Annotated in this window: 15 protein-coding genes and 1 pseudogene; 2 read left to right on the forward strand and 14 right to left on the reverse strand. The window is 37.3% G+C overall.

Going from position 1 to position 19,867, the window contains the following annotated elements; genetic code table 11:
* Positions 1–106: 106 nt before the first annotated feature.
* The 4 genes from IGJ23_RS07775 to uvrB form a co-directional block, all read right to left on the reverse strand.
* Positions 107–826, reverse strand: a complete 720-nt coding sequence (locus IGJ23_RS07775; RefSeq protein ID WP_010718948.1) for an amino acid racemase — start codon at positions 824–826, stop codon at positions 107–109.
* A gap of 3 nt (positions 827–829) precedes the next feature.
* The gene (locus IGJ23_RS07780; protein WP_438774813.1) at positions 830–2,095 is read right to left on the reverse strand and encodes a D-aspartate ligase; all 1,266 of its coding nucleotides are present in this window, start codon (positions 2,093–2,095) and stop codon (positions 830–832) included.
* A 237-nt stretch (positions 2,096–2,332) separates the two neighbouring features.
* Positions 2,333–5,170, reverse strand: coding sequence for an excinuclease ABC subunit UvrA (uvrA, locus tag IGJ23_RS07785; protein ID WP_081127457.1), 2,838 nt, complete (start codon positions 5,168–5,170; stop codon positions 2,333–2,335).
* 9 nt (positions 5,171–5,179) lie between these two features.
* Complete coding sequence (gene uvrB, locus IGJ23_RS07790; protein ID WP_438774814.1) at positions 5,180–7,174, reverse strand: excinuclease ABC subunit UvrB; 1,995 nt, start codon at positions 7,172–7,174, stop codon at positions 5,180–5,182.
* Positions 7,175–7,561: 387 nt separating this feature from the next.
* On the opposite strand from uvrB, the gene IGJ23_RS07795 reads away from it, so the two are divergent.
* Complete coding sequence (locus tag IGJ23_RS07795) at positions 7,562–9,058, forward strand: amino acid ABC transporter substrate-binding protein/permease (RefSeq protein ID WP_010737741.1); 1,497 nt, start codon at positions 7,562–7,564, stop codon at positions 9,056–9,058.
* A gap of 1 nt (position 9,059) precedes the next feature.
* Positions 9,060–9,797, forward strand: coding sequence for an amino acid ABC transporter ATP-binding protein (locus IGJ23_RS07800; protein WP_010718943.1), 738 nt, complete (start codon positions 9,060–9,062; stop codon positions 9,795–9,797).
* 268 nt (positions 9,798–10,065) lie between these two features.
* On the opposite strand, the gene dnaJ is transcribed toward IGJ23_RS07800, so the two are convergent.
* The 10 genes and pseudogenes from dnaJ to IGJ23_RS07850 all read right to left on the reverse strand — a co-directional run bounded on the left by dnaJ (position 10,066) and on the right by IGJ23_RS07850 (position 18,724).
* Positions 10,066–11,232, reverse strand: coding sequence for a molecular chaperone DnaJ (dnaJ, locus tag IGJ23_RS07805; RefSeq protein ID WP_010718942.1), 1,167 nt, complete (start codon positions 11,230–11,232; stop codon positions 10,066–10,068).
* A 662-nt stretch (positions 11,233–11,894) separates the two neighbouring features.
* Positions 11,895–13,727 (reverse strand): molecular chaperone DnaK, encoded by a 1,833-nt coding sequence (gene dnaK, locus IGJ23_RS07810; protein ID WP_010718941.1) that lies wholly within the window; start codon positions 13,725–13,727, stop codon positions 11,895–11,897.
* A 41-nt stretch (positions 13,728–13,768) separates the two neighbouring features.
* On the reverse strand, positions 13,769–14,332 hold the full coding sequence (grpE, locus tag IGJ23_RS07815; RefSeq protein ID WP_438774815.1) for a nucleotide exchange factor GrpE: 564 nt from the start codon (positions 14,330–14,332) through the stop codon (positions 13,769–13,771).
* Between the two features lie 45 nt (positions 14,333–14,377).
* The gene (hrcA, locus tag IGJ23_RS07820) at positions 14,378–15,421 is read right to left on the reverse strand and encodes a heat-inducible transcriptional repressor HrcA (protein WP_010718939.1); all 1,044 of its coding nucleotides are present in this window, start codon (positions 15,419–15,421) and stop codon (positions 14,378–14,380) included.
* A 246-nt stretch (positions 15,422–15,667) separates the two neighbouring features.
* The gene (hemW, locus tag IGJ23_RS07825; RefSeq protein ID WP_438774816.1) at positions 15,668–16,834 is read right to left on the reverse strand and encodes a radical SAM family heme chaperone HemW; all 1,167 of its coding nucleotides are present in this window, start codon (positions 16,832–16,834) and stop codon (positions 15,668–15,670) included.
* Between the two features lie 209 nt (positions 16,835–17,043).
* Positions 17,044–17,232: pseudogene (locus IGJ23_RS07830) on the reverse strand (tyrosine-type recombinase/integrase); the annotation flags it as partial.
* A gap of 154 nt (positions 17,233–17,386) precedes the next feature.
* Positions 17,387–17,788 (reverse strand): type II toxin-antitoxin system death-on-curing family toxin, encoded by a 402-nt coding sequence (locus tag IGJ23_RS07835; protein WP_053766865.1) that lies wholly within the window; start codon positions 17,786–17,788, stop codon positions 17,387–17,389.
* Complete coding sequence (locus IGJ23_RS07840; protein ID WP_010718931.1) at positions 17,788–18,030, reverse strand: hypothetical protein; 243 nt, start codon at positions 18,028–18,030, stop codon at positions 17,788–17,790. Before IGJ23_RS07840 ends, IGJ23_RS07835 begins: the two co-directional genes overlap by 1 nt.
* Before the next feature lie 58 nt (positions 18,031–18,088).
* On the reverse strand, positions 18,089–18,424 hold the full coding sequence (locus tag IGJ23_RS07845; RefSeq protein WP_053766767.1) for a hypothetical protein: 336 nt from the start codon (positions 18,422–18,424) through the stop codon (positions 18,089–18,091).
* Between the two features lie 168 nt (positions 18,425–18,592).
* Complete coding sequence (locus tag IGJ23_RS07850) at positions 18,593–18,724, reverse strand: hypothetical protein (protein ID WP_256991307.1); 132 nt, start codon at positions 18,722–18,724, stop codon at positions 18,593–18,595.
* Positions 18,725–19,867 lie beyond the last annotated feature (1,143 nt).

The raw sequence follows: 19,867 nt of genomic DNA on the forward strand, positions 1-19,867 counted from the left end.
GGGCGTATCATTACCAGTTAAACATTCTTAAAAATGAAGTTGTCGATAAAAATAGGGACAAATACCACTGTAGGTATCCGCCCCTAATCTTTGCTCATAAAAGTTTTCAACTTGATATGGTAGCTTGTCGGTGTTGTAAGGCACGGGCGATCGTTTGATCAGCTAAGATTGACTGTGCGTCAATGACGGGATATTCATTTTCCCCTACATACTCTTGCATCAACGATAATTCTGTACAGCCTAAAATAATTTTTTCGCAATCAAATCGCGCCACCGCTTCTGCCAAAATTTCGTAGTATAGTTCTTTGTTTAAATAATCTGATTCTTTGATATCATGATAAATCAAATGGTTGATTTTCGCCTGAAGTTGAGCATCAGGAATGACAGCCTCAAAGCCTAGCTGTCTCACTTCCTTTTCATAAATTCCAGCTTTCATGCTACCTTCCGTACCTAGGATGGCTACTTTACCAGTTGTATTTTGTCTGACAAGCTCATTTGCCGCTTCTCGTGGCATATGAAGAATCGGAATCTCAGTGGCTGCTTGAAGTTCATCAAAGAAATAATGAGCTGTATTACACGTTAAAACGATAAAATTTGGTTTGAGTAAATTTTGTTTTTCAACATCATCTAGTAGGTAAGGCATTGGACTTTCTTGTTCCCTATCTAAAATATAAGCCGTTCGATCAGGAACTGTCGCATGATTAAATAATACATAATTTAAATATTCCTGATCTTTTGAGGCTTTGGTTCGATGATTGATTAGACGGACAAAACTCTCTGTGGCCATCGTTCCCATTCCGCCCAAAATACTAAAAAAGTTTTCCATGAATCAACCTTCTTTCACATGAAAGTATTTTTTAAATCGAGGAATGTAATTTCTAAACATATACTTCATCAATAACCAGCGTTTGAGCGAACGATCTTTCTCATAAAAAACAGTCGTTCCATAACGATTTTCTTTAATCATTTTTTCTGCAACTTTTTTGTCTTCATTTGCTTTTGCATAAGCTAAAAAGACCTTGTTAGGTACACCCATCCATAATTTTGCTTGATCCGATTGGCTCGTCCCATAGGTAGTCCCTGTGAATGGAACTTCAAATACACGGTCTTCTGTCACAAATTTTGCTAAATTCAAGCCATTAAGAGTGACAAAGAAACTGCTTCTTCCCTGACGAAGGTTGATTTCAAAAAGTTTGTACTCACCATCTCTTGGATCGTATTTCATATCAAAATTCGCAAAACCAGTATAGGAAATATCTTCTAAAAATCGTTTAATCGTTTGATAGATCTTTTCATTATAATCTGGCATGATTACCACATAATTACCAATCGAAGCTGGTGTTGGATCTTCTAGTAATGGGTGACCTAAACACATCATTCTTACTTGATGGTTTTCATCGACATAAGCATTTAACACACGCATATTACTATCATCCCCAGGAATGAAATCTTGGACGATCATTTCACTTGTATAACCTGCTTCGTAAATACGACCTAAGATCAAGTCAAATTCTTCACGATTATCGATAATAAACGCTTTTTTTCGACCTTCAAATTGGACAGATAAGTATTCCACGCTGTTTGCCGGCTTTAATGCCACTGGAAAGTCAAATGGTAACTCTTGATTCAAATGTCCATCAACTAACATTTCTTTTCTAACAATCAACGTTTTGGGATAAGGTAACTGGTATTCCTCGCAAACTTCATAAAAACTAACCTTATTAATCAGACGTTTAAATAACGAATAATCGATGTAAGGACAAATAAAATACTTTGAGAGTTCTTCTTTATGCTGTGAAATCAGTTCTGCATAGCCATCTCCACATGCGATCAAGAGATACTTCTTCGTTTGATCTGAATATTTCTCTCTTGCTAAACGTAACATGGACTCAATAAAGACCGGATCTTTATCAAAGCCAGGAATTACGTCAACTTTGACGATTTTGCTATAGCGAGTTGGTGCCAACTGATTTGATGCATACGCCTGGCAAACTTTGCCATACGCTTCATGAAATGAACGTGCCATTCCATAGACATTCATGTCGCTACCCAATAAAATAGGAATAAATTCTTCGTTTACATTACTGTTCATCATTATCTCTCACTTACTCATAATCTCTAGTTTTCTTTTTCAACTACACAAGGAATATCATACCATAAAGAAAAAAGCAATCAAAGGAATCTCCTCCGATTGCTCAATTCTTTTTTGAACGGATTGAACTTATAGGAAGTTTTTATCTATACCAATTAGTGTAGAAAGAACTACCATGTTTCGTATTTTAGTCTATACTAGTCAATAAAACAAGAATAGATACTTGATTTTAATTTTTTTTTAACTATCCAGTTGGTTTTCACCATTCATGATTTTTTTTAAGTATCGACCAGTATAACTCTCTTTCACCTCAATGATTTCTTCAGGTGTACCAGTGGCTAAAATCGTACCGCCACCTTCCCCGCCTTCTGGTCCAAGATCAATAATATGATCAGCGGTTTTAATAACATCAAGGTTATGCTCGATCACTAATACCGTATTCCCTGCATCTACTAAACGTTGCAAGACATCAAGTAGCCGGGCAATATCATCTGTATGCAAACCAGTCGTTGGTTCATCCAAAATATAAAAGTTCTTACCATTCGCTATTTTGTGTAATTCACTAGCGAGTTTCATCCGCTGTGCTTCCCCACCAGATAATGTTGTAGCTGGTTGCCCCATCGTAACGTAGCCTAGACCAACATCGACAATGGTTTGAAGTTTTCGATGAATCTTAGGGATTGGTTGGAAAAATTCAACGGCATCTTCAACCGTCATTTCTAAAATATCTGCAATACTTTTTCCTTTATAATGAACTTCTAGCGTTTCAGAATTATATCGCTTCCCATGACAAACTTCACAAGGAACGTAAACATCAGGTAGAAAGTGCATTTCAATCTTAATAATTCCATCGCCTCGGCAGGCTTCACAACGTCCACCTTTAACGTTGAAACTAAAACGGCCTTTTTTATACCCACGCATTTTAGCTTCATTTGTTTGTGCAAATAAATCTCTAATATCATCAAATACACTAGTATATGTCGCAGGATTGCTTCGTGGTGTGCGCCCAATCGGACTTTGATCGATATCAATGATTTTTTCAATACTTTCATAACCGGAAATTGATTTGAATTTACCAGGTTTTGCTGAATTACGGTTGATTTTTTGTGCAAGAGCTCGTTTTAGGATACTATTGACCAATGTACTCTTACCTGAACCGGACACACCAGTCACCGCAACAAATTCACCTAAAGGAAATTCCACTGAAATATTTTTCAAATTATTTTCCGTTGCCCCAGTGATTTTGATGGCTTTTCCATTCCCTTTTCGGCGTTCAGTTGGAACTGGGATACTCTTTTTACCGGATAGATATTGTCCAGTCAAAGAGTCTTCATCAGCAGCCACTTCCGCAGGCGTGCCAGCTGAAACGATTTCTCCTCCTTGATGCCCGGCACCAGGGCCTACATCAATCAAATAATCTGCCGCACGCATCGTATCTTCATCATGCTCGACCACGACTAATGTATTCCCTAGATCACGCATTTTCTTCAATGAACCGATCAACCGATCGTTATCTCGTTGGTGGAGTCCGATAGAAGGCTCATCTAAAATATAAAGAACCCCTGAGAGATTCGAGCCAATTTGAGTGGCCAAACGGATCCGCTGTGCTTCTCCTCCTGAAAGAGTTCCTGATGCACGACTCAGCGTTAAATAATCGAGACCAACATTTTCTAAAAATGAAAGTCGATCATTCACTTCTTTTAAAATCGGTTTAGCTATTACTTTTTCTTGGTCTGAAAGGGTCAAATTTGAAAAGAAGTTAACCGCTTTTTGGATAGACAACTCGTTCGTTTGTCCAATATTCGTCCCATTGATTTGAACGGATAAAGCTTGAGGATTCAAACGATACCCATGACAAGTTTGACAAGTCAATTCAGTCATATATTGTCTCATTTGCTCTCTTGTGAAATCACTGTTTGTATCATGGTACCGACGCTTAATGTTTTTCAATACCCCTTCAAAAGTTGTTTCAACATCACGAACACCACCGAAATCATTCTCATAGTGGAAATGGAACAGCTCGTCTGTCCCATTGAGCACGATTTCTTGATGTTCAAGTGGCAACTCTTCAAAAGGCGTCTCCATATCAATCCCATAACTTTCACAGGCTTGAGCCAGCATCTGTGGATAGTATTGTGAACTGATTGGATTCCAAGGGACGATAGCTCCTTGACTCAACGTCTTCGTACGATCAGGTATCACTAAATCTTGGTCCACTTCTAATTTGACACCAAGACCATCACAATCAGGACAAGCACCAAATGGCGCATTGAAAGAAAACAGTCTTGGTTCCAATTCACCAACAGTAAAGCCACAATAAGGACAAGCGTAATGCTCGCTAAACAGCATTTCCTCTTCTCCGATGACATCAATCAAAACATAGCCTTCTGCTAAACGCAAGGCAGCTTCGATTGAATCAAACAAACGTGAACGGATTCCTTCTTTTATGATGACACGGTCTATGACAATTGCGATATCATGCTTTTTATTTTTTTCTAATTCCGGTACTTCACTTAAGTCATAGATTTCTCCATCCACTCGAACACGTACGTATCCTTCTTTTTGAATACGTTCAAAAACTTTTTTATGTTGGCCTTTTTTCTTGACAATGATCGGCGCAAGAACTTGAATTTTAGTTCGTTCAGGTAATTCTAAAACTTTATCAGCCATTTGATCAATAGATTGGCTGGTGATCTCAATGTGATCATTCGGACAGATAGGATGCCCCACACGTGCAAACAGCAATCGGAGATAATCATTGATTTCTGTGACAGTTCCTACTGTTGAACGAGGGTTTTTACTAGTTGTTTTTTGATCAATTGAAATTGCTGGACTTAGCCCATCAATACTATCAACATCCGGTTTATCCATTTGCCCTAAAAATTGCCGTGCATAAGCAGAAAGACTTTCGACATATCTTCTTTGTCCTTCTGCATATAATGTATCGAATGCTAACGAACTTTTCCCAGAACCAGATAATCCAGTGACCACCACAAATTTATCTCGCGGAATTGTCACATTGATGTTTTTTAAATTGTGGGCTCTTGCACCATGGATAATTATTTTATCATTTGCCATATAATCCTCCTACTCTGACGCCTTTAGTTCAAGAATCATATCCCGTACATTTGCGGCTGTCTCGAAATCTAATGCTTTAGCAGCATCTTTCATTTCTTTTTCTAATTTCATTAATAATGTAGCTTTTTCTTCTCTTGTCATTTCTTCATAGGATACTTGAACCGTTTCTTTTGCATCATCTTCGGATTCTTTCGTGATGGAAATCAAATCACGGATCTCTTTGATGATTGTTTTCGGCACGATACCATGCTCTTGATTATATTGTTCTTGGATACTACGTCGTCTAGCAGTTTCATCGATAGCCTTGCGCATCGAATCAGTCACTTTGTCCGCATACATAATCACTTTTCCTTCTGCATTCCGTGCTGCACGTCCAATCGTCTGTACTAAAGAACGTTCGCTCCGTAAAAAGCCTTCTTTATCTGCATCCAAAATCGCTACTAGCGAAACTTCCGGTACATCAAGTCCTTCACGTAACAAGTTGATTCCTACAAGTACATCGAATTCACCTAAACGAAGATCACGAATGATTTCGGTACGTTCTAATGTTTTGATATCACTATGCAGATATTTGACTTTGATTCCTAATTCTTTAAAATAATCAGTCAAATCTTCAGACATTTTCTTTGTCAATGTAGTTACAAACACGCGCTGATCTTTTTCAACTCGTTCATTGATTTCTCCTACCAGATCATCAATTTGCCCCATGATCGGCCGCACTTCGATGATTGGATCTAGTAGCCCAGTTGGTCGGATGATCTGTTGAATCACTGTATCCGTTTGTTCATACTCATATGGACCAGGCGTAGCAGATACATAAACGATTTGATTCACGTGCTTTTCAAACTCTTCTAATCGTAACGGACGATTGTCTAATGCCGATGGTAAACGAAAACCATAATCGACTAACATCTGTTTTCTTGCGCGGTCACCATTGTACATTCCCCGAATTTGCGGCATTGTCACATGCGATTCATCAATAATCATTAATGAATCTTCGGGAAAGAAATCAAGTAATGTGTATGGTGGCTCACCTTCTTTTCGACCATCCATGTGTCGCGAATAATTTTCGATCCCAGATGTATAACCCATCTCTAACATCATTTCAATATCATAGTTCGTTCGTTGTTCTAGCCGTTGGGCCTCTAACAATTTATTCTCATTCCGCAAAACTGTCAAACGTTGTTCCAGTTCCGCTTTGATATTTGCAACCGCATGTTCCATGTGTTCACCATTTGTAACAAAGTGAGTCGCTGGAAATATCGCCACATGCTCAGTTTCTCCCAAGACCTCACCAGTCAACGCATTGACTTCACGAATCCTTTCGACCTCATCACCAAAAAATTCAACACGCAACGCACGTTCATCCCGACTGGCTGGGAAAATCTCCACAACGTCCCCACGTACTCGAAAACGACCACGTTGAAAATCAATATCGTTGCGCTCAAATTGGATACTAACTAAATCACGAATCAATTGATTACGATCAAGCTCAGCTCCTTGTCTAATTGAAACGACTTGTTTTTGATACTCAAAAGGTGAACCCAAACCAAAGATGCAAGAAACAGAAGCAATCACGATCACGTCATTTCGTTCTAATAACGAACTGGTTGCCGAATGTCGTAATTTATCAATTTCATCATTGACACTAGAATCCTTTTCAATGTAAGTATCACTTGAAGGGACATAAGCTTCAGGTTGATAATAATCGTAATAAGATACAAAATATTCAACTGCATTATTGGGGAAAAATTCTTTGAACTCCCCATATAATTGTCCAGCTAATGTTTTATTGTGGGCAATAATCAATGTTGGCTTATTCACTTTTTCAATCAAATTCGAAACGGTGTACGTCTTCCCTGTACCAGTTGCTCCTAAAAGTATCTGAGCTTTTTTTCCACCAACTACCCCATCAACTAACTGTGTAATGGCTTCGGGTTGATCTCCTGCTGGTTGATATTTTGACACCAACTCAAAGTGTCGGGAGGTATCTCTTTCTATCATATTTCATCCTCCTTTTCATTCTTTCCTCTTCATTTTACGACCACAAAAAAGAAAAGGAAAGCAAAGGCATTCCTTGTTGATTTATTATACCACACCGAACATACTTTCGCTACTTTTAAGTTTTTTCTTTTCTACTATATTATATAAATTCATACATGTATTAAGTAGTAAATTAGGCAGCAAAATTATATATCAATAATGTCCCTTAAGTAATTATTTATCTTACGTCAGATTCCTCTCTACATTCATTATGTTACATTTTATAACATAAATTGTCACAAAATGACATTTTTTTTATTTTTTTCAGCAACTCAGCTTGTATCTATTATTAGTTTTCGCATATAATAGGAAAATATGAAAAGTTATTGAAATTTTAGGAGGTTAATTATGAAAAAAAAGCATTTGCTTCATACGATTATTTTCATAATGACAGGACTTGTCACATTTGCGCTTAGCAATCCTGTACAAGCTGACGATAAAACTACTGCTGACTCAAGTACGAGCGAGACGATGCAAAAAATAGAACCTAAGAAAGAGACGTATGTCATTGCCAGCGATTCAGCTTTTGCACCTTTCGAGTTTCAAAACGCTGAAGGCAAATACGAGGGAATTGATGTTGGATTAATGGAGGCAATCTCCAAACTGCAAGGATTTAACCTACGTATGGATTATCGTGGTTTCTCTGCTGCGCTACAAGCGTTAGAATCTGGTCAAGCAGATGGAATGATCGCAGGAATGACTGTGACCGATGAACGAAAAAAAAGCTATGATTTCTCAGATCCTTATTTTGAAAGCGGGATTCAAATCGCTGTCAAAAAAGGAGACAATTCAATCAAGTCCTATGAAGACCTAAAAGGAAAAACAGTAGGTGCCAAAGTTGGAACTGAAAGTGCTGATTTCTTAAATGCCCACGAAGACCAGTACGGCTATACCATCAAGTACTTCGATTCTGCAGATCAGTTATATGACGGATTGAGAGTTGGCGCAATTGACGCCATGATGGACGACTACCCTGTTATCGGCTATGCAATTAAAAACAATCAACAATTAGAAACACCGATTGCTAAAGAATCTGGTGGTAAATACGCTTTTGCTGTGAAAAAAGGCCAAAATCCTGAACTATTACAAATGTTCAACGAAGGTCTAAAAGAATTAAAACGAACAGGCGAATACGATAAAATCATCAACAAATATATCTCAACAGATAATACGCCTACTAAAGCCAGCAAAGATGAATCTACACTAACTGGTCTATTACAAAACAACTACAAAGTTTTACTAAAAGGTTTATGGCAAACGATCTTATTAACTTTAATTTCATTCGCCTTGGCATTAGTTGTTGGTGTTATCTTTGGTTTATTCAGTGTAGCGCCAATCAGAGCCCTACGAACAATTGCAAGTATTTATGTCGATGTCATCCGCGGTATTCCAATGATGGTTCTTGCATTCTTCATCTTCTTTGGATTACCAGGTATCGTCGGATTTACTATTCCCGACTTCATTGCCGGGATTATCACACTAACTTTGAACGCCAGCGCTTATATCGCAGAAATCGTTCGTGGTGGGATCAAAGCTGTGCCAGTTGGTCAAATGGAAGCTTCTCGCAGTTTAGGACTTTCATATAATCGAACCATGCAAAAAATCATCTTACCACAAGCAATCAAGATCATGTTGCCATCTTTCGTGAACCAATTCGTTATTTCATTGAAAGATACAACAATCATCTCAGCGATCGGTGTGGTAGAGTTACTGCAAACTGGTAAAATTATCGTTGCACGTACGACACAAAGTACGTACGTCTATCTAATTATTGCTATCATGTATTTGATCCTCATTACTATTCTGACAAAATTAGCAAAAGTTTTAGAAAAGAAGGTGAAATAAGATGGCTGAAAAAATTCTAGTTGAACATCTTGTAAAAAAATACGGTGAAAATACCGTTTTAAATGATATCAATGTTTCAATCAACGAAGGTGACGTTGTTTGTATCATCGGTCCTTCCGGTTCAGGGAAAAGTACCTTCCTACGTTGCTTAAACCGTCTAGAAGAGCCTTCAGACGGCGAAATCATCATTGACGGGGCCCACTTAATGGACAAAAACACCGATATCAATTTGGTAAGACAACACATTGGAATGGTATTCCAACATTTTAATCTATTCCCACATCTTTCAGTGCTAGAAAACATTACATTAGCACCTATGGATTTGAAAAAAGAATCAAAAGAAGCCGCTGAAAAGAAAGCAATCAAATTGCTACAAACCGTCGGCCTTGAAGATAAAAAAGACATGTATCCAGAAATGCTTTCTGGTGGACAAAAACAACGGGTCGCTATCGCTCGTGCTCTAGCGATGAATCCTGATATCATGCTCTTCGACGAACCAACTTCTGCACTAGACCCGGAAATGGTCGGAGATGTCTTGAACGTCATGAAAAAATTAGCTAAGCAAGGGATGACGATGGTTATCGTTACACACGAAATGGGCTTTGCTAAAGAAGTTGCCAATCGTGTCATGTTTATTGATGGAGGGAATTTCCTAGAAGATGGCACACCACAACAAATCTTTGAAAATCCACAAAATGAACGAACAAAAGATTTCCTAGATAAAGTACTAGATATTTAACCTTAAGATGATGAAATTGTTAAAGACCGTTGCAAAAGGATGCCTATCCCTTGCAACGGTCTTTATTTTAAAGGCATTTATAAAATTGACAAAAAAACACTTGATTCCTTTTTGTCCTCTTCTTTCGTCCCTGCTTTAATTATTTGTTTGCCACTTTCTCCTGTCTAAATAAAAAAAGCAAATCAATAAGAGGCTGGCGATTCTCCAGCAATTAGATGTTGGTCTAACTGCCAGAGACACTAACTGAATTTATTGATTTGCTTTTCTTTTATTTTCTTTTCTTACCGCCAAAGGCATCTTTCACTTTATCAAAGAAGCCATCTTCTTGTTGTTCTTCTACTTTGATGCCACCAGCTTCAGCAAAAGCACGCAATGCTTCACGTTGCTGTTCATTTAAGTTCTTCGGCGTGATCAACTTCACTTTCACATGTTGATCCCCAGTAGCTCCTCCACGAAGTTTAGGCGCTCCTTTGCCACGTAAACGGAAATTCGTTCCTGTTTGCGTACCTGCCGGAATTTTAAGTTTGACATCTCCATGAACGGTTGGCACTTTTACTTCATCACCTAAAGCAGCTTGTACAAAACTCAATGGCAATTCGTAATAGATCTCTGAACCATCACGATCGAAAATATCACTTTCTTCCACACGGAATACAACATATAGATCACCAAATGGTCCGCCGTTTTCTCCAGCTTCACCTTGACCTGCCAGACGCATTTGTTGTCCTTCTTCTACACCTGCTGGTACATTCACCTTAACAGAATGTGCTTTCTTTTCGTGACCAGAACCATGACAAGTTGGACAAGGATCTTTGATTTCTTTACCAGTACCATGACAAACGTCACAAGTTTGACGACTCATCACACGGCCAAGTGGCGTTTGACGTTCCACATTGATTGTCCCTGATCCATGACACTTATGACAAGTTGTTGGTTGTGTTCCAGGTTTCGCACCATTTCCATGGCAAGTATGACAAATTTCTTCTCGGTTATACTTGATTTCTTTTTCTACGCCAAAAATCGCTTCTTCAAAAGAAAGATCGATCGTATACTGTAAATCCGCACCCTGTCTTGGCGCATTAGGGTCTACCGTACGACCACCACCGCCAAAGAATGAATCAAAGATATCTTCGAAGCCACCAAAACCGCCACCTGAAAAGCCGCCAAAACCACCAAAGCCTCCACCGGCTCCACCAGCGCCATAGTTTGGATCGGTACCTGCGTGTCCATATTGATCATAAGCTGCCCGTTTTTGCGGGTCACTTAAAATTTCATAAGCTTCTGATACTTCTTTGAATTTTTCTTCTGCATCAGCTTCTTTATTGATATCTGGATGATATTTTTTTGATAGCTTTCGATAAGCTTTTTTAATTTCATCTTCAGAAGCTCCTTTTGAGAGCCCTAAGACTTCATAATAATCACGTTTTGTTGCCATAGGCTTTCCTCCTATTGGTTCTCATCATTTCCACGTCGCTTGTTATCATATCATACTTTTACGAAAACAAAAACTGCTACTTTCAAGTATTTAAAAAAGGAAGCTAGTTTAAGGCTCATACCTAAGTCAAGTTTTCCAAATTGAAGAAAGAATGTTCCTCAAATCTTATCTTATGACCAGATCGAACTACCTCAAAGCAACAGCTATTGTCCAAGAAATTCTCCCATTGTTCTTATGACTTCTGTTATTCAACAGGCATAATCATGCACATCAAATCTCCAAACAATAAGGTCTCTATTTTGCGCATCATTCTTGAAAGTGAACGCCTACTAACCTTTTAGACCACTCTAAATGTAGCACTATCGGAAAATAATCCGAAGAATCTCGAAAATATGAGAATCTATTTTCGCATTCTTCGGATTATTTCTTAGAGCTGATCTCTTTTGCTAAACCTTCTTTCAAGCATTAACACTAAAAACGAATGGTAAAGTAAATTGTTATATAAACTTCGATTCACTCGTCTTTTAGATCCTGCTTAATATTGTTTAACAACGTATTCAAAAGGTTGTATTGTATGATAACAGTCCCAGCTAGAGAAGGGGAAAACCTTCTCTACTGAAACTTGTCATTTCTACTAAACAGCTAACGATTATTTAATGAGATTATTTTTTGTCGTCTCCGTCGACTTCTTCAAAGTCAGCGTCTACTACATCATCTGCACCTGTTTGCGCTGCTTCTGGATTTTCTTGTGCTTGTTGTTGCGCAGCTTGTTCATACAATTTAACTGTCAAATTTTGCACGATTTCATTCAATGCATCACGTTTTGTTTTCATTTCTTCGATATTGTTTGCTTCAACAGCAGCTTTCAATTCATCGCGAGCTTCTTCCGCTTTTTTCACTTCTTCTGCGTCAACTTTACCTTCTAATTCTTTTAGTGTTTTGTCAACTGAGAATAGTAAAGCATCAATATCGTTACGTAAATCCACTTCTTCTTTACGTGCTTTATCTGCTTCTGCATTCGCTTCTGCATCTTTTACCATGCGTTCGATTTCATCATCAGTTAGACCTGAAGAAGATTTAATCGTGATTTTTTGTTCTTTTTGTGTACCTAGGTCTTTAGCAGAAACATTCACGATACCATTTTTATCAATGTCAAAAGTAACTTCGATTTGTGGCACACCACGTGGTGCTGCAGGAATATCTGTTAATTGGAATCTTCCTAATGTTTTATTGTCAGCAGCCATTGGACGTTCACCTTGCAAGACATGGATATCTACAGCAGGTTGATTATCTGCAGCCGTTGAGAACACTTGTGATTTACTTGTAGGGATCGTTGTGTTTCGATCAATTAATTTAGTAAAGACGCCACCCATTGTTTCAATACCTAATGATAACGGAGTAACATCAAGTAACACAACGTCTTTGACATCACCTGTGATAACCCCACCTTGGATAGCAGCACCCATCGCTACTACTTCATCTGGGTTTACAGATTTGTTTGGTTCTTTTCCAGTTTCTTTTCTTACTGCTTCAACAACTGCAGGAATACGTGTTGAACCACCAACTAAGATAACTTCATCAATTTCAGATTGTGATAAACCAGCATCTTTCAAGGCTTGTCGTACTGGAATTTTTGTACGCTCTACTAAATCAGCGGTTAATTCATCAAATTTCGCACGAGTCAATGTCATTTCTAAGTGAAGAGGACCTGCTTCGCCAGCTGTGATGAACGGTAAGCTGATTTGTGTGCTTGATACTCCAGATAAATCTTTTTTCGCTTTTTCTGCAGCATCTTTCAAACGTTGCAATGCCATTTTATCTTGTGATAAATCAATGCCATTTTCTTTTTTGAACTCAGCTACCATGTGATCAATGATTTTGTTATCGAAGTCATCCCCACCTAGATGGTTATCTCCAGCTGTTGATAGTACATCAAATACGCCATCACCTAATTCAAGGATAGATACGTCGAACGTACCACCACCAAGGTCAAATACTAGGATTTTTTCATCACGATCTGTTTTATCCAAGCCATAAGCAAGCGCTGCAGCAGTTGGTTCATTTACAATACGTTCAACTTCTAAGCCAGCAATTTTACCAGCATCTTTTGTTGCTTGACGTTGTGCATCATTGAAGTAAGCAGGCACAGTAATAACTGCTTTTTCAACTTTTTCACCTAGATAGTCTTCAGCGAATCCTTTGATATATTGAAGGATCATTGCAGAGATTTCTTGTGGTGTATATGATTTTCCTTCTACTTCTACTTTATAGCCTGGTTCACCGATATGGCGTTTGATCGATGAAATCGTATTTGGATTCGTTACTGCTTGACGTTTAGCAACTTCACCCACTTGAATTTCCCCATTTTTAAATGAGACAACAGAAGGAGTTGTACGGTTACCTTCTGGATTTGCAATAATTTTTGCTTCGTTTCCTTCTAAAACAGCTACTGCTGAATTGGTTGTACCTAAGTCAATACCGATAATTTTACTCATAATTAACGTCTCCTTATCTTAGTTAATTTTATATCATGACATTATTGCGCAACAATAACCATTGTTGGTCTTAATACGCGGTCATGTAATTTGTAACCTTCTTGTAGTACTTCGACGACTGTGTCAGCTGGAAGTTCCTCAGTCGCTGGCACGGTTTGTACAGCTTGATGGAGGTTCGGATCAAAAGCCTCTCCTTTTGCTGGGATTTTTTCGATTCCTTCTTCTTTAAGTGCTTGTTTCAAGCTTTCTAGTACCATTTCGACACCTTTTTTCAAACTTGCACCCTGATCATCAGCCACATCTGTAGCCAAAGCACGCTCTAAGTTATCAATTGAAGGTAATAATTTTTTAGCAAGATCTTGTGAACGATATTTTTGTAATTGTTCACGCTCATTTTTACTTCGATTTGCAATATTTGCAATCTCAGCTCGAGCACGTAAATATTTATCTTCCAACTCTTCCATTTCAGCCTTTAAATTTAAACGCTCAAATTCTTCAGCTTCTACGTCAGAGACACCTGAGTCTTCCGTCGCTTCCGTATCGATTTCCGTATCTTCTTGAATATCCGCTACGTCTTTTTCTAACTCTTCTTTTTTTTCTTTCACAAGACACACTCCTTTTCGTTAATCAGTCAGTGATTCGTTTTCATGCTAAGATCCAGTCAAATCAATTGATCGATAATAATCAGCAAGCTTGTTCGCTAATTCTTGACGATAGACATCTACCAGACCCAGCATTTTTGAATAAGGCATACTGGTTGGTCCCAACAAGGCTATTGTACCTCGACCGTGTCCAGCAATCTCGTAACTTGCTTGGATCATGCTCATATTTTGTAAAAGCTCATTTCCTAATTCAGATCCAATTTTGATGTGGATGTTACTATCCGTTGGGACGATCATTTGGGTTAATTCATAAGTATCTGTCATAAACGAAAACATCGATTTGAACTGCTCCAGATCTTGGTGGAGTTCATAATCTAGTAGATTCATTTGTCCACTTACATAAATTTTGTCTTCAAACGCATGTCCGAGTATCGTATCAAAAAGATTTGATATCCCTTCAGTTGTCTGAAAATATCTATGCAAAATCATTGGAATCTCTGTCCGCAATTTATGATAGACAGTCATCAATGGATCTCCCACCAATCGTTCATTGACAATGCGAACAATTTTTTCTAAATCTTGGCTTCCTAGATTTTCAGGAAGTGTAAAAACTTGGCTTTCAACATTTCCTTTATCGGTTACTACAATCGCAATCACTTGACGACTATTTAAAGGAACGATACGAAAACCAGTCAAACGGCGGTCTTTAATTTCTGGGCCTAACGAGAAGGTTGTGTAACTAGTCAGCTCGGATAAAATCTCAGCAGATTGTTGAATAATCTCGTTAATTTCATGAAATTCTTTGCTTAAAGACAGCCGAATCTGCTGCAGATCATCATTGGTTACACGAGCAGGTTTTAGCAAATGGTCCACATAATGCCGATAACCTAATGCTGAAGGAATCCTTCCTGATGAAGAATGAGTTTTAAGTAACAACCCAGCGTCTTCTAAGGCTTTCATGTCATTACGGATCGTTGCTGAGCTCGCCTTGACTCCATCTTCCATTAAGGTTTTGGAGCCGACGGGTATACCGCTACTCGTATAGTTTTGGATGATCAGACGTAAAATCTCACTTTGTCTTTGTGTTAACATCTTCTTCACCTCTCATTAGCACTCATATCTTCTAAGTGCTAACCCACTTACTAATATAGCAAGAAGCGCATAGTGTGTCAAGAAAAAGAACACCACTTTTAGCACTCTCATTTAACGAGTGCTAAAAGCGGCATTCTCTGATAAATACATTGATAGATCAACACTAAAGATAAATAGGTTTCTTAATACCTTCCATTATTTAATCGATCTATAAAGAAATTTAAAGGTTTTATTAACCTCTCACAACTATTTTTCAAGCAAGAAACGTTCAAATACTTCATTTCCTAGAAAAGTTCCTTTTGGCGTTAAATAAATTCGATCGGATTCATTGACCAATAATCCTTCTTTTTCTAAATCTGTCAAAACCTTTGAATAAAGCGATTCGATTGTTTGCTGATAACGTTCGTAAAAATGTTGTTTGGAAATTCCTATCTTTTTCCTTAACCCAAGAAACATTTCTTCCTCGATTTGATTTTCTCTTAAAAGTACTTCAGTTTCCAAAACAGGGAGTTCTCCTGCTCTTAATGGACGTAAATAATGTTGAATCGGTCCCTTATTACGGTATCGTTTATTCCCAAGATATCCACTTGCACCTGCGCCAAAGCCGAAATAATGATCATTGTTCCAATACATCAAATTGTGTTTTGATTCATGCCCCTTCAACCCAAAATTACTGATCTCGTATTGGTGACGTCCCTTTTTTTCCATCGCTTGTATGGTTTCTTCAAACATTCGCGTTTCGGTTTCTTGATCAGGCAGTTCTAAACGCCCTTGCCGCACCCAATTCATAAACATCGTTTTATTTTCTAAAATCAATGAATACAATGAATAATGGGGCAAATCAAGTGCAAGTGCTTGATTCAATGTCTCTCGATAGCCCTCTAACGTTTGTCCAGGTAACGCATAAATCAGATCAATACTCACATTCGTAAAGTTTTCTTCTTCTAAAAAACGCATTGTTTGGTAAACATCCTCTGCGGTATGTTTCCGCCCAATTTTTTTCAGCAACCGATTATCAAAAGTTTGCACCCCCATTGATAAACGATTCACTCCATAATTTTTCATGACCTGAAGCTTTTCTTTCGTTAGATCTCCAGGATTCGCTTCAACCGTAAATTCTTTTCCTTCTTTAAAAGGCAATATTTCCATAGCGCCTGCTAACAAACGATCCAATTGCACTGCAGTCAAAGACGTAGGTGTCCCACCACCAACATACAGTGTTTCTAATTCTTTTACAGGATGTTGTTCAAGTGTGATTTCCATTTCTTTTAGAAGCATCTCGACATATTCATCTACGGGTTGACCTTCTAAAAATACTTTATTAAAGTCACAGTAATAACAGATATGCTCACAAAACGGGATATGGATATACGCAGAAACCTTTTGTTCTGCGGGATTGGTTGTTTCATTCATTAAACTAAATTCTCCTTACGTCGAAAAGTCGTACCTGTTTTCGACCTTCTTTAAACGGTGTTCAAGCGATTGCTTCTGCGGAATTAAGTTCAAAAAATTCAAAAATATGGAAAGCTATTTTCGATTTTTCGCTCTTAATTCTTGAAGCAAACCATCGCTTTCACAACCTCTCATATACGCATACTAACCGTATTTTCCAAACAAATCCACTAAAAAATCCAAGAATCGACTTCTTGGATTCGTTTTTCTTTGGTTGTATTGGTTACCTGGTTATAAATTTCTAAAGTTGTTTTCATGTTGGAATGACCCACTCGCTCCATGATCGCTTTGATCGGAACGCCTGCTTCTGCCAAGAGAGAAATATGTGTGTAGCGAAAAGTATGCGTAGTCACATGTTTATTAGAATAATTGAAATGGAAATAACATGAGAAAAGAAGTAGCTATAATTAAATACGCAATTTTTTTCATTTTTCACCTCTGTTACGCAAAAAAAGAAGACTGATTTCCTCATCAATCTTCTTTCTTTTTTATAAAACACTTAATTATAAATTTTTAGTTCATCATATGATCATTAATTGTGTCGACAACACTTCTTTTTAATTGATCAAAATCTTCTGAATCATGCGTAGCTATCTTGACAACAAAATCAATGGCTTCGTTTTGTTTAAAGGATACTTTGACCTGATTTAACCGTAAAAAGACATCCATCGCCATAAAAGCGGTACGTTTATTTGCATTTTGAAAGGGGTGTTTCTTAATAAGATTGATTCCTAAGATGGCTGCTTTTTCTTCAATCGTTTCGTACAACTCTTGACCAAATATTTCCTGACGCGGCTGGTTTACAGCCATAGCTAATGCACTTGCATCTCTTACACCGGTCATTTCACCTGGTGTTTGCCAGCTGATTAAGTGGACATTCATTTTAATGATATCTTTTTCTGTCAGGTAGTTGATCAATGGTTTGCCAACTCCTTGTACATCTGTTCATAGTCATGAAATGAATCATTAATCAATTGGTCTATTTTTAAGTCGTGTGAAGATTTTGGCTCTTTTTTACTGATGGCTTCAATTAACTTTTCTTCATCTACATAAACAAAATCATTTTCTTTTACACCAATTTTTTCCAATACTTCTTTTGACAAAGTCAAAACGATTGAATTTCCACTTTTTCTAATTTTTCTTTCCTTGATTTCCATCTTAAACGCCTCCTTAAGTTATACCGTATATACAGTATAGCTTAAACCAGGGCGTATATCAATTGAAGGAATTTTTTGTGTTCTCTTTCTCATTTTCTTGTTCTGCGATTGAACTAAATAAAAGTTTTTCTGATTCTTCCAAACTTCTAAAATCTGGTTCTAATTGTTCCATTCGATTCATAGGTAGCACATACTTCGTTAGTAATTCTTGATCTTGTTCTTGATCAAAATAAGCTTTTCCTGCTTGGGTTAATGCAAGTTCTTCCAAGTTATCCACGGTCACATTTAGATTATCCATCTCTTCAGGATTCTGTGGTTCATCAAACTCCTCTTTCGCCTCTTTCTCATCTAGTGATAGCTCTTGTTCGAGAGTTAGCTCATCTGATTCTGCCAATGAACGATTTTCTGGATTTTCTATAGGAATTTCCGTTTACATATCTATAAAGATAATTTGATAAAACCTTCTTCTTAGATTTCTTATTTATTTTTGTACTTAGCTAATTGACCCACCTGTTTGGATAGTTGATCAAAATTAGTTGTCACAACATTTGCTCGAATTACTTCAATAGTTGAAGCCAATCACTAGCAAACAAACGCCAGTAAAAACCACTTTATTCGCTTTTTGTTGTGACAATTTTTTCACTTTCGGACGTTTCTCTTTTTTCTCCTTTTTCTTGATCTTTTTTAAATTCATAGTTCCTCCTGGTTTCTTATTTTAGGCAAAAAAAATAGACCTAGTTATGCTTGGATTTCCAAGGAAATAACTAGGTCTATATGCTATAATAGTTGAGACAGTAAAGTTTATGCGGTGGCTAATCCCAATAGAAATGGGGTGATGCCTATGTTGATTTGTGGCTTGATCCCTAGAAAGGAATAAGCTTGTCTGTTTTTGAAGCGCTAATGTTTGCAATAGCTTTTGCAACGTTAGTTCTGACAATCAGCAATCACAAAAACGACAAAAAATAACCGCAATTTAAATTTAGGCAGTTTGAACGGTTATTTTTTGTAACTATTATTAAACTGAGCCACCGTCTTAAACGGTGCTGTCAAAAGGGAACTGTTAGCGCAGTTCCTTTTTTCATGTTCATTATAGCATATCCTTTCTCTTTTGTTCAATTGTTTCATCATTCTACATTTAACCTTCCACAAAGAGCAGACATTTTTTGACAAGATCTTCTCGATTTGAGTAAATTCTCAAAATCAACAATTGTTTTTCTACCTCAATCTTATAAAGAATTATATTGTAATCTATCTGTCACTCTAATTTGAAAAACTATCAACTATAATCCAAACTCTTTCACCATCTCTTTGTTGCACACAACCAATTTGCTCCGCTTTCATTAATTCTTGAGAAACTTGTTTCGCTATTTTATAATTTTCGTATTCTTCCTACTCTTTAATATCAATTACCGCAAATTTTCCAAGCCCATTTTTTATTAAAAAAGTAGTAACAGTAAAGAATAAGATATCTACAAATACATATAGCGACGTTTGGACATTTCCTGTTTTAAGTAATTTTTTTAATTCTCTACTTTATTTATAATGAACGCTCAGATGAAGTGACTTATTACTATTCAAAATAACTTAAGTAAGAAAATGCTTGGATCAATTACGAAAGTATATGGTGAGCTTATTACCACCATTAATCAAAATATAATGCTTGAACGCCAAAACTTTATAAAAAATGCATGAGATCATCCATTACTATAGGGATATACCCTATCTTGGAGAATCTCATGCATTTTTTGATATGAATTTAGAAGACACCTGTTTACCAGAAGACTATGAAAAAGAACTTAGAGCCAATATAGGCGTCAGTATTCTTATGGCGAACGAT

This window comes from Enterococcus sp. DIV1682a (genome assembly GCF_051711005.1).
Lineage (GTDB): Bacteria > Bacillota > Bacilli > Lactobacillales > Enterococcaceae > Enterococcus_B > Enterococcus_B hirae.